The sequence below is a fragment of the Thalassobacillus sp. B23F22_16 genome (assembly GCF_043496955.1).
In the GTDB taxonomy this organism is placed as follows: Bacteria; Bacillota; Bacilli; order Bacillales; family Halobacillaceae; genus Thalassobacillus; species Thalassobacillus devorans_A.
The window spans coordinates 124,191-135,996 of the sequence record NZ_JBIEKD010000009.1 but is presented as its reverse complement, the minus strand read 5'-3'; the positions used below and the strand labels follow the sequence as shown (position 1 = coordinate 135,996).

General features: G+C 45.1%; 13 protein-coding genes. 1 reads left to right on the top strand and 12 read right to left on the bottom strand.

The features are described 5' to 3' along the window. Positions 1–184: 184 nt before the first annotated feature. Both ACGTNI_RS09430 and fabZ read right to left on the bottom strand, forming a co-directional pair. Entirely contained in the window at positions 185–457 is a 273-nt protein-coding gene (locus ACGTNI_RS09430; protein ID WP_085506233.1) for a hypothetical protein, read from the bottom strand. Positions 458–609: 152 nt separating this feature from the next. Then, entirely contained in the window at positions 610–1,032 is a 423-nt protein-coding gene (gene fabZ, locus ACGTNI_RS09425) for a 3-hydroxyacyl-ACP dehydratase FabZ (RefSeq protein WP_062442357.1), read from the bottom strand. A 166-nt stretch (positions 1,033–1,198) separates the two neighbouring features. Between fabZ and ACGTNI_RS09420 the strand changes: the two genes are divergently transcribed. After that, entirely contained in the window at positions 1,199–1,345 is a 147-nt protein-coding gene (locus tag ACGTNI_RS09420; protein ID WP_148350045.1) for a lmo0937 family membrane protein, read from the top strand. A gap of 29 nt (positions 1,346–1,374) precedes the next feature. Here ACGTNI_RS09420 and ACGTNI_RS09415 read toward each other — a convergent pair whose 3' ends face one another. From ACGTNI_RS09415 to murA, 10 genes are all read right to left on the bottom strand, one after another. Then, the gene (locus ACGTNI_RS09415) at positions 1,375–2,433 is read right to left on the bottom strand and encodes a class I SAM-dependent methyltransferase (protein WP_085506234.1); all 1,059 of its coding nucleotides are present in this window, start codon (positions 2,431–2,433) and stop codon (positions 1,375–1,377) included. Further along, positions 2,426–3,766 (bottom strand): FAD-dependent oxidoreductase, encoded by a 1,341-nt coding sequence (locus ACGTNI_RS09410; protein ID WP_085506235.1) that lies wholly within the window; start codon positions 3,764–3,766, stop codon positions 2,426–2,428. Before ACGTNI_RS09410 ends, ACGTNI_RS09415 begins: the two co-directional genes overlap by 8 nt. Positions 3,767–3,941: 175 nt before the next feature. After that, positions 3,942–4,253 (bottom strand): DNA-directed RNA polymerase subunit beta, encoded by a 312-nt coding sequence (locus ACGTNI_RS09405; protein ID WP_394461849.1) that lies wholly within the window; start codon positions 4,251–4,253, stop codon positions 3,942–3,944. Positions 4,254–4,273: 20 nt separating this feature from the next. Further along, on the bottom strand, positions 4,274–5,104 hold the full coding sequence (locus ACGTNI_RS09400; protein ID WP_394461847.1) for a flagellar hook-basal body protein: 831 nt from the start codon (positions 5,102–5,104) through the stop codon (positions 4,274–4,276). Positions 5,105–5,116: 12 nt separating this feature from the next. Next, positions 5,117–5,935 (bottom strand): flagellar hook-basal body protein, encoded by an 819-nt coding sequence (locus tag ACGTNI_RS09395; RefSeq protein ID WP_394461845.1) that lies wholly within the window; start codon positions 5,933–5,935, stop codon positions 5,117–5,119. A 123-nt stretch (positions 5,936–6,058) separates the two neighbouring features. Next, a complete protein-coding gene (locus ACGTNI_RS09390; RefSeq protein ID WP_062442373.1) occupies positions 6,059–7,063 on the bottom strand; it encodes a rod shape-determining protein in 1,005 nt (334 codons plus the stop codon). A gap of 167 nt (positions 7,064–7,230) precedes the next feature. After that, positions 7,231–7,518: a sporulation transcriptional regulator SpoIIID gene (gene spoIIID, locus ACGTNI_RS09385; RefSeq protein WP_062442375.1), complete on the bottom strand. Its 288-nt coding sequence runs from the start codon at positions 7,516–7,518 to the stop codon at positions 7,231–7,233. 337 nt (positions 7,519–7,855) lie between these two features. After that, positions 7,856–8,782, bottom strand: coding sequence for a stage II sporulation protein SpoIIQ (gene spoIIQ / locus ACGTNI_RS09380; RefSeq protein ID WP_394461842.1), 927 nt, complete (start codon positions 8,780–8,782; stop codon positions 7,856–7,858). Between the two features lie 375 nt (positions 8,783–9,157). Continuing rightward, positions 9,158–10,189: a stage II sporulation protein D gene (spoIID, locus tag ACGTNI_RS09375; RefSeq protein WP_085506240.1), complete on the bottom strand. Its 1,032-nt coding sequence runs from the start codon at positions 10,187–10,189 to the stop codon at positions 9,158–9,160. A gap of 274 nt (positions 10,190–10,463) precedes the next feature. Then, the gene (gene murA / locus ACGTNI_RS09370; RefSeq protein WP_394461840.1) at positions 10,464–11,774 is read right to left on the bottom strand and encodes a UDP-N-acetylglucosamine 1-carboxyvinyltransferase; all 1,311 of its coding nucleotides are present in this window, start codon (positions 11,772–11,774) and stop codon (positions 10,464–10,466) included. Between the last annotated feature and the right edge of the window lie 32 nt (positions 11,775–11,806).

The following is an 11,806-nucleotide window of genomic DNA, read 5'->3' as shown; positions in this document are numbered from 1 at the left end:
TTTGCCTCCAGCTTCCTTCAGATTCCAGGTCGTCCCAGACACCCTTGCCTTCAGCTAACGGTTACAATGACCTTCACCGCTCGGGACTTGAACCCTAAAGCGTGCGCACATGCCGGGCACACACAAAGAAGACGCCGGCTGATCCTGTGCAGGTTACAGCGGCGTCTTCCTTTTTGTTTGGAAATTATTCGTTATTTTCATCGTCTTCCATAGTATCTTCGTTCGTCATGTCTTCCTCAGGGGCTTCTTCATCTGTATCTGCATCCCCATTTTCCTCATCTTTGTTTTCTTCCCCATCCATATTTTCGTCCATTTCGCCATCTTCTTCACCCATGTCAGCTTCTTCATTTTGCTCTGTGCCGTTTTCACCAGCGTCATCATCTTCAGTAGCACATGCACCTAAAAGGAAAATCGCCAGCGTAGCGGCACCAAACTTCATCCACCATTTATTAAGCATATTTTATTCCTCCTAATTATTTAGTTCACGCCTATCTTTCCCATATCGGAAAAAATAAACCATATTCAGGAGGAAATTTTTCAAATGGGCAGACGAAGAGTCGAACAACCTGCTTTACGAGCGAAAATCTGAATTTATGAGTGGTTTTTCATTTATTTCAACGCAAACATGATTTCCGCTTCACATGCCAGCTCGCCGTCGACCGTTGCTTTCGCTTTCCCTTTGCCCATCGGTCCCTTGGCGCGGACAATCTCGACCTCCAGCTTCAGGCGATCGCCAGGCTGCACCTGACGTTTAAAACGGCATTTATCGATACCCGTGAAAAAAGCAAGTTTACCCTGGTTATCTTCTTTTTTCAGCATAGCGACAGCCCCAACCTGTGCCAGCGCTTCAACGATCAATACCCCAGGCATAACCGGATATTCCGGGAAGTGACCTTCAAAAAACGGCTCATTCACGGTGACATTTTTGTAGCCAGTCGCTTTTTCTCCTTCTACGACTTCTTCAATCTGATCAATTAACAAAAATGGATAGCGGTGCGGGATGATCTCTTTGATTTCGTTTATATTCATCATATGTAAAATCTCCTTTCATTTATCAACTATGCTCATTATATACATGTTGGAGCATTTCGACAAAATTTCTTATGTAACTCCTTGCGAGGTTATAGGGTTAAAAAAATAGGGAATAATCAAAGTGAACTATATTTTTCCTGCCAATACATTTTAAGGAGGCCAAAACATGCTGTGGACCATTCTTATTGTCCTGTTGGTCTTATGGTTATTCGGTTTGATCGGCGGAATTGCCGGGAACCTGATTCACCTGCTGCTGGTCATTGCATTAATCGTTTTTATCGTGAGACTTGTACAGGGTCGAGGAAGACCTTAGCTAAAAAAACCCTCCTGAAGAGGGTTTTTTTAGTTAGAAGATACGGATTGGACAGGAGATTCTCTCTCCTCTTCCTGGTTTGCGTCTGTCTTCTCGTCAGCTTTCGGACTGAGCCAGAACGTAAACCACGAACCTTCTTTAATAATCGGATCCAAATCGAAAATATCAAAGTCTCCTTTTGCGAAAATCGTATCTAAGTCCGATTGTTTCGGCAGGGCATAGAGGTTAGAGTGCGCAACAAAGAAACTATTGAACGCGGAAGAAAACGCTTTGCCATGCTCGGTGCCGCTGAGTGGGGTGATAACGGAAACGACGCCATCCCCCTTCAGGTTTTCATTAATTTTCTCAAGCAGCAGGCTGCGATCCTCCGGATGGATATAATGAAAAATATTATGCAGCAGAATCATATCGACTTTACCTTCTTCAGGCTCCCATTCTTCAAAGTCACCTACTTCAAATCTGATATTCGGATAATCTTTCGATTGCAGCCTGGCACTCTCGATCACTTTTTCATTGATATCGACACCAATCATGTTTATGTCAGGAAAATGGTCGGCCAGCTTCCTTAAATATCCGCCATGACCACAGCCGAGATCGACGATCGTTTCAATTTTTTGCTCACGTACTTTCCGTTTGATTTTCCGGATGGCAAAATGCTCCAGTAATGCTGATGTCTCCGCAACGATGCCGCCAAACTCTTCATGGTCGAAGGAAGACCGTTCCTGCGAACGCATAATGTTCGGATAAGCAAGCAACGTCGGCAGGTGCAGTTCCATCATCTCCTTCAACAGTGCCGCTACCCCAGGGGATCCATAATCTGACATTAAGGCGCTGCACCGTTTTTTGGAGGTGCGGAATTTACTGTCCTTTTCTTTCAAGTGTTTTAATTCAACTCCGACCTGAACCCAGGATTCCAGCAAATCTTCGGGATAGCCGGTGCGAAATGCTACTTCTTCAATCGAAGCGGGTTCCTTGAATTCATCGAATAACCCAAGCTCCGAGCCGACATAGGCATGCCAACTGTATAAAAACGATTCATTTTTCTTCATCCATTTACGTGCCTGCATAGCTATCGTCCATTCATTCATCTATTTCTACCCCTTCCAGTTCGTTGCGTTTCCATGGATAATCATCTGTTTCATCAAAAATATAGCGTTGCTGCTGGTGATCTGTAATGCTTTTCTTGCGGACTGGCAGCATACTGCCTTGTATAGCCCGATCAACGAGGGAAAAATCCCAGATTCCAAGACCTGATGTATTGAGCATTTGTTTCACATGAAGCTGATCATCTTCGTACATCCGCTGCACGGCCTGCATCCTCAGCTTTCGCCACCAGGCATATGGATACGAATAGACAAGCGCTGATAGATGGCTCAGCTTCAATAAGAACGACACTCTCGGACGCCGTACCTGCTCATAGTAGGAAAGATAGCTATGATATGGCTTGCTCTTGTGCTTACACCAGCTGAGCAGTTCTCCGAGCACGTCGGCATCCTGAATAGCAAGGTTCATCCCTTCCCCCGCCATTGGATGGACTGTATGCGCGGCATCTCCCAAGAGCGCCATGTTCCCCCGGACGTAACGATCGACGTGATAGGTGTACGGCACCATCAGCTGGATCTGTTTCCAATCCTTAATGGCACGAACATACTCTTTCAGCCGCGGCTCCAAATCGCCATAGACTTCATAAACGTGTTCCAGTCCCTTTTCCTTAATGGCTTTATATTCACCAGCTTTGATTAAGAGCACTGTTCGGATTTCATGATCGGGCAAAGGGAACATCCCAAGGAAAGACTCCTTCGTCGTGACGATTTTCCCTTCCAAAAAAGATTCCGGCCGTGGAATGGTGACCGTTAAAAAATGATGGTTGTAATCCTTCCGTTTTATGGACACATCCATCGCCTGGCGTGTCGGGGAGCTTCTCCCCTCCGCACCGATATAGACATTCGCTGTTATGGCATAGGTTTCTTTTGCCTGCTTGATTTTGGCATGACCGTTTTCAAAACCGAGAAAACGTGCTCCAGGTATAAAATGAAAGTATTCCCCATACTGACTTGCTTTGTTGCGTAAAATCTCTTTGATTTTTTCATGGGGGATCATTACCGAATAATTGTACGTACTGGCAATCCGGTTATAGGTGAGCTCTGTGCTGCCAATTTCCTCAGGGGGTCTGCCGGGATTTATATCGGCTTCCTGGAAGGCGAGCGTTTCGATTTTATGTCCGTATTGCAACACTTCCGGCAAAAGATCCATTTGATCCAATATCGCTATCGTTTTAGGCTGGAGAAGTTCTCCTTTGTATAAGGGAGACTCATCTTTCAATTGTTCAGCGACCGTCACATGCACACCGCTGCTTGCCAATTTGACTGCAAGGGCAAGTCCTCCGACTCCTCCGCCAGCTACGAAAATTTCCGTTTGCAAAATCCAACCCCCTTTTTTCTGACTGCTTCTACTCTATTTCCACAAAAAGCAGACAAGGAAACGCTTTACCATACGAAACACCCCGGGCCCTCCAGAATTTGGAGGACCCGGGGTGCAGCAGGCGGGCATGAAAAAAGCCCCGCATCATCATGCTGGGGCCGGGCTGGTTTCTATATCAATCTGTTTTTGTGGCGATATTCCAAATGTGCTTCCATGTTTCTAACTTCAGTACATCCAGTGGATCGCCGTCTCCAAGTACACCATAACCTACGATCAACCCGACAATCAATGCGAGTACACATAAAATCGTGATGACAATCAGACGCAGCCAAATCGGGAAAATCCTGCGACGTGGCGGCTTCTCCTCTTTTTTACGTGACGTTCGATTCTTTTCATCGGCACTTTTTGCAGCTGGTTTTGTTTCAGCTTCATTTTTATATTTTTTTCTTGTTGTCGGCTGTTTTTGACCGGTAGGGTTTGTTGACATGGTTGGGTAACTCCTTACAGTTAAGATCTCAGTTGATTGACCAAGCCACTCATCTGGTCGCTCAAAGAAATAGATTGGCCATTGAATTGATAGGCTCGTTGTATCATCAGCATATTCGTCATTTGATTTTGCATATCGACATTAGAGGATTCGAGTGCCCCAGTCTGTATATGTACGTCATCAGCAGCAACCGCCTGGATGATTTCATTTGCTTCCAGATTCAGTTCATCCTCTGCAGGCAGGCGGAAGGTATTGTTCTCACTGGCCTCCAGTATCCGTGGTCGTACCGCTTCTACAATACCGAGTCGCCCTTCGACAGATTGACCTTCTTCTCTGTCTACTATAATCGTACCATTTTCAGCTATTGTCAATCCATTAAAACCATCTTCCAGTACAATACGGCCGTTTTCACCAAGCACAGGCGCCCCATTGGAATCCGTCAGCATCAACTGATTGCCCCCAATCGGGTTCAAGTAAAAGTTTCCTGCTCGTGTATAACGGACCTCTGTACCCTCATCTGTCGGCAATTCTACCTGAAACATATGGTTATCTGTAAGCAAGGCAGCATCAAGACTTCGTTCCGTTGTCTGCAGCGTTCCTTTGGTCAAATCCACTGTCACAGCACCCAGTTTGGCGCCGGAACCACTGCGGATGCCCTCAGGTGTCATTCGAGGGACAGAGGTGTTTTTCTCATCGAGGTTGTTGATCTGCTGCATCAATAAAGATGAAAATTCTGCATTACGTGTTTTATATCCCGGCGTATTGCTGTTTGCCAGATTATTACCGATTACGTCCAGTTTTTGCTGCAGCTGTCCCATCGTCACCGCAGCCTGGATCATTGACCTCGACATACCTGTCCCTCCTTACGTCAATCTGCCAATCTCATTGACAGCTTTGTCCATACTTTGATCATAAGCTTTCAACACCCGCTGATTCATTTCAAAATTACGGTAGGTATTCATCATTTCCGTCATCGTTTTGCCGGCATCCACATTGGAACGCTCCAAATGGTTTTGCTGTACAGAAAAATTCACACCTGGCGTCTGTCTTGCATTTTCCGCTTCGCCTTCTTCCAGGCGGAACGAGGTATCCCCTTCTTTAACAAGGCTGTTAGCATCATTAATATAGGCGATGCCAAGCGGAGTATCATTACCAGCCACATTGATCGTGCCATCTGAGGCTACATCAAAATCCATCCCGCCGACATCAATCCGGCTTCCTTCCTCATCGAGAACATAATTCCCTGCCTGTGTCACCAAATAGCCTTGTCCATCCACGGTAAAATTTCCATTTCGAGTATAACGCGCTTCTCCGTCTTCATGTTGAAGGGTAAAATATAACGATCCCTCTTCATCAGGAAGGTCACCGTTAACCAGTGCCAGATCTGTCCCGATTCCTGTCTCCCGGATATCTCCCTGGGCAAAATCAGGCACCGTTTCCTGTAAGTAAGTGCCGGTATTAAGTCCACCAAGTTCCTGGTTGAACGGGACGTGCAATCCCCTGCCGGTCGGCATGCTTTTCGCTTCCATCCGCTGCATCAATAATTCCGGAAATGCACGCATAACACCCTGGTCCGATTTAAACCCTGGGGTATTGGCATTCGCCATGTTATTCGATAATGCTTCCTGGCGGCGCTGCTGTGCAATCATGCCAGAAGCAGCCGTATAGAATCCTCTCAGCAAGGGAATCGCTCCTTCCTATTAGAAAAACTTGGCTTATCGCCAAGGCTTTATGGCGAAAGCCTTAGTCTTTTCTTATACTTTAACCCTTTAACAAAGTTAAACTTTCTTAAAGTATAAAAACCGTTACCTTCTGATTTTATTTTTGGCGATTTTATCGATGTTTTCCAGCATAATCCCAGTACCCTTCGCGACGCAGTTCATCGGCTCTTCTGCAACAAGTACTGGGACCTTCAATTCTTCTGCCAGTAACTTATCGATGCCATGAATCAACGCACCACCACCCGTAATAATGATGCCACGGTCGATAATGTCTGCTGACAATTCCGGCGGTGTGCGCTCGAGAACCGATTTAGCCGCCTGTACAATGACCATCACCGATTCATGAAGTGCTTTTTCAATTTCGGAAGAACGAACCGTGATCGTACGTGGAAGTCCGGAAACCATGTCACGTCCGCGAATATCGATTTCTTCATCACGTCCATCAGGGAAAACAGTAGCGACACTGATTTTAATTTCCTCAGCCGTACGTTCACCGATCAACAGCTTGTACTCTTTTTTAATATAACTTAGGATTTCCTGGTCGAATTTATCACCAGCCATTTTGATAGAAGAAGCCGTAACGATATCCCCCATGGAAAGGACAGCAACATCTGTCGTTCCACCACCGATATCAACGACCATGTTACCGCTCGGCTGGAAAATTTCCATCCCTGCACCGATGGCTGCCACTTTTGGCTCTTCTTCCAGGTAAACTTTTTTCGCTCCGGATTTCTCTGCCGCTTCCCGGATCGCTTTTTGTTCGACCTTCGTTATATTAGTTGGACAGCATATCAACATGCGAGGCTTTGATAGAAAGCCACGCACATTGATTTTATCTATAAAATGTTTCAACATCGCTTCGGTAACGTCAAAATCAGCGATCACGCCATCTTTAAGTGGGCGGATCGCCTCTATATTACCAGGAGTACGGCCAACCATCCGGCGGGCGTCCTCCCCTACTTCCAGAACTTTTCCTGTAGTCCGGTCCATTGCGACTACAGAGGGCTCATCCAGGACGATTCCTTTTCCACGCACATGGATCAGCACATTCGCGGTACCAAGATCAATTCCGATATCTCTAGCTAGCATGTTTAGTAGATCCTCCCTGTTCAACACAAGACTTTTCTCGCATCCGTTCGAAAACATAATGCATCTAATGTTATATTCTATCATAAAAGTACGACCATCGTCGCACCTCTACTGAAAAAACTTTCCAAAATTCGAGGAAATTATACAAAAGGGAGGATCTTCTCTGTTTATTGTGAGGGCTGTACAGGCTGATTGTTTTCTGGCTGTATTTTCATCTGGTACTTACGCTTCGTGGCTTCCCCACCACGGAGATGGCGGATCTCCTTATGGTAGTCGAGGATCTTTTTTACTTGCGCGGCCATTTCAGGATTCAACTCTGGGAGCCGTTCAGTCAAATCCTTATGGACGGTACTCTTCGAAACGCCGAATTCCTTCGCGATCACTCGCACTGTTTTTTTCGTTTCCACAATGTATTCCCCTATCTTGATGGTCCTCTCTTTGATGTAATCATGCACATCACTCGCCTCCTATGGTTGACTATCCAAGGTGTGTATTGAGACAAGGTGATTCACTTGGGGTATGTTATCGATGAAAAAGAGCATTTAACCGAAACTGTGTCATTTCTATGTGCGTAACGTTCACCTCGGATGCTACCGAATGCTCGGTTAATTACATCTTATTAGTGGGCTGGCAGGAATATGTATGAAAAACAAGGCGACAAGTCCTGAAATTAAGCGAAAACCGTCTTTTTGAGGGTATGAGGGGAAGGACAAGTTCATGACAAAAAAATTTATGCATAATATCCCAATAGGTGTACAAAATAAAAAAGCCGCGCAGGACGCGCGACTTTAATCAGGTTTGTGTCATGGAAATAGAGGATTCGGCATCTTCATTCATACCAGGCTCTTCTTCGACGCCTGTTTCTTCGTCACCTTCACCTGGTGCTTCTTCTTCCGCTCCAGGTTCCAATTCTCCGATTTCCTCGTCACTTACATCTTGATTTTCTTCTTCATTCGTGGCATCTTCACCTTCAGCTAATCCTTCTTCATTAGCTGCATCACTGTCTTTTGTTTTTTCAGTGTTCTGTTTTTCCAGTTCACTGAAAGGCTTTCCGAAGAATGATTCTGGATTCAAAGCTTCACCATCTTTGCGGACTTCAAAGTGTACATGAACTCCACTTGCCTGTCCAAAGATGTTTCTGCCTGAAGTACCAAGGACATCCCCTTGCTTGACTTCCGCACCAGCTTCTGTTTGTACTTCATCAAGGCTTGCATAAACAGTTGTCACTTCCTGGCCATGATCGATTTGGACGACATTCCCGTAAAGCGGATCTTCTTTCACTTCTGTAACGGTACCACTTAACGCTGCTGTGACATCGAATTTCTCATCGTTTTTCGTGATATCGACACCTGTACTCTGGTAATACTTATTGTCATATAATACAAGTGCGTTTTCCTGGTCTTCCTCAGAAGCGTCGTAATCATAAAACTTCGTTACAATTGTAGAATTCTCCTGCTCTGCTACTGGCATCGTCAACTCTTCACTTTGTTCCATGACTGGGACAGCATCTTCATCTCCGAATGGATCTTCTGTGATCACTTCATCATTCACATTCGGATCATCCGCAAAATCAACTTCTTCTCCACGCTGCTGATACCAAAGGACTCCTGCTAAAACTAGAGCTGCAACCGAAAGATAGATTGCCGGGAACACCCACTTCTTACCTAACAAGCGTCGGAACTTAAGTTTTGTGACGCTCTTTTTTTCTTCATCTCTCATTTGTTCATCACCTCAGCAACCATTCTGAGCAAAAAATGAGAGACTTATACATCCAATCAAAAAAAATTATCATAAACTGGAAGAAAATTCAGTTAAATAAATGTAAACCAGTACCTGTGAACCGTAGTTAGTTTAAGGTGGCCGGGAAATAACTCGCTTTCCGTGGGAAAGACGGCAAGCCTCCTCGGGCTTTAGCCCTGCGGGGTCTTGCCAGCCTTCTTCTCCCAGAGGAGTCTCGTCATTTCCCGGCCACTTTCTTCATAATTGCAATGGGAGTTACTAAATTAGGTATGGTACATTTATTCATTTACGTAAAAGCTAAAGATCTAAGGCATGAAAAAAGCCTGCAGAATGTTTCTACAAGCTTTACTCCTATTATTCATTCGGGTTTATCATGGCCTGGAGGGTGTTGAGCTGGTCCATTTCGGTGATTTCTGCTCCCTGGTAGTAATGCTGGACGATTTCTTTGTAGTCACTTCCCTGCTCTGCCATTCCGTTTGCTCCATATTGGCTCATGCCGACGCCATGACCGTAGCCTTTGGTGGTAAAAATCAAATGTCCATCTTTTTGTTCAATGGAAAAGTCACTGGATTTAAGCCCGAGTTTTTCGCGGATTTCTCTCCCTGAAAACTCTTCACCGCCTACTTCAATACTGCTGACACGGTTGCCTTCTGTTTTATTGATACGGGAGGCGGTTACATCAGCAGGAAATGTAATTCCGAGCTTAGCTTCCACCTCTTGTACAGAGAGAACTTTCTGATCAAGAAACTTAGGGGATTGTTTATCCCATGGACTTTCGACGCTTTTCAAATAGGGAAAAGGGTTTTTCCAATAATCTTCCGAGTTTTCGGTATACCCATTGCTCGTTGAGAAAAAAGCAGCAAAAATCGGTTTTTCTTCATAGGTTATAATTTCACCTGCAGTTTCCCGAACTGCCTGATTGATTTTGTTCATCTTGGTGTCATAGTCAGCTTTCCATTGGTTCCGTAACTCCGATTCATTTTTGTACACTTGATGTTCCACGGTATCGGTGACATCGGCCTGCTCGGAAATTCCTTCTCCGTTGGAGTAATGCTGTACGATATACGTTCTTGCCGCCAATGCCTGTGCTTTTAAGGCTTCAGGTTCAAAATCTGCCGGCATTTCCGATGCGACCACCCGGGCGACATATTGTTCCAGCGGTACTTCTTCCACCTTGTTCGTGTTGGTGCGCAGGACATCGATGTTAAAAGGGGAAAGGTCTTCCGGAAGTTCTACCAGTTCCGGCAGCTCTTCCTGCTTTTCTTCGGCGATGCGCTGTTCCTTGTCTGAGTCAATAAATGGTAAGACGATCAGTGTGGGAATAATGAGTATCATCAGTAATAAAAAAGAAAATGTGATCAAACCTGGCCGTTTCCAATTTTTCATCCCATGCCCTCCTGCTAGAACGTTAATAGATGTCTCTAGTAAATATTTATACAGAAAAAGGATATGGTAGAACCTTTTTAGTAACATGTCTTCAGAAAAACTTGGTTTTTACCCAATTTAAACTGTATGTAATTAGAAAAAAACTGGCTTGTCGACAAGGATGAGAAAAATATTTTTTCATCATTAACCCTTTTCACAAAGTTAACCTATCTTAACGTATAAAAAAAGCTCACCCTGCCATTGAAGGCGGGGTAAGCTTCCATATTTCTTGTTATTAAGAAGTAGCTTGCACGGAATCTTCGACTGTTTCTTGTTCGCCTGCAGGATTTTCATTGATGCGCTCAATGTCAGCTCCAAGCTGTGCCAACTTATCTGCAAAATCGACATATCCGCGATCCAAGTGCTTCAATTCAGTTACACGTGTATAACCATCAGCTACGAGACCAGCAAGTATCAAAGCGGCTCCTGCCCGCAGGTCGGTAGCAGCTACTTCCGCACCCTGGAGATCGGAAGGGCCTTCGATGATTACACTGCGGCCTTCGATTTTCATTTTGGCATTCATGCGGCGGAATTCTTCCACATGCATGAACCTGTTTTCAAATACTGTCTCCGTGATAACACTTGTTCCTTTAGCAGAAAGCATCAATGCCATGATTTGTGACTGCATATCTGTCGGGAAACCTGGGTGAGGCTGAGTCTTGATATCGACTGCTTTTAAATGGTTTGGTCCGATAACACGAAGGCCATCTTCCTCTTCTTCAATAATGACACCCATTTCCTGCATTTTAGAGACAAGGGAACGCAGATGCTCTGCTTCTGCTCCCTTCACAAGCACGTTTCCTTTCGTGATAGCTGCTGCTACCATGAACGTACCTGCTTCAATACGGTCAGGGATAATTGTGTGCTCCGCACCTTTAAGCTTATCCACTCCGGTGATACGAATCGTCTCTGTACCAGCGCCTACGATTTTAGCTCCCATCTTATTCAGGAAGTTTGCTAAATCAACAATCTCCGGCTCTTTGGCACAGTTTTCCAGAATTGTTTTGCCATCGGCAAGCGCTGCGGCCATCATGATGTTTTCTGTTGCACCGACACTCGGTACATCCATGTAAATCTTGGCACCTTTCAAGCGCCCATCAGCATTTACTTCGACAAAACCATTGCCGACATTTACTTTGGCTCCCATTGCTTCGAAACCTTTTAAATGCTGGTCGATCGGGCGGGATCCAATTGCGCATCCGCCTGGCATAGCGACCTTAGCATGACCATACCGGGACAAAAGTGGTCCCAGTACAAGTACAGAAGCACGCATCTTACGTACAAATTCAAATGGAGCCTCTGTTTTAATATCGCCAGAAGCGTCTACGGTAACTGTATTGTTTTCAAAGCCTACTTCAGCGTCAATATTGCGTAAAACTTCATTTATAGTAACTACATCAGCTAATGCTGGAACTTCATGAAGGACACTTTTTCCTTCACTTGCAATTATACTTGCTGCGATGACAGGCAGTACGGCATTCTTGGCGCCTTCAACTTTCACGGTGCCATTCAGCTGCCTCCCACCACGGACGATGATTTTTTCCACGGTTCATTCTCCTCCGAGTCCATATTCATTAT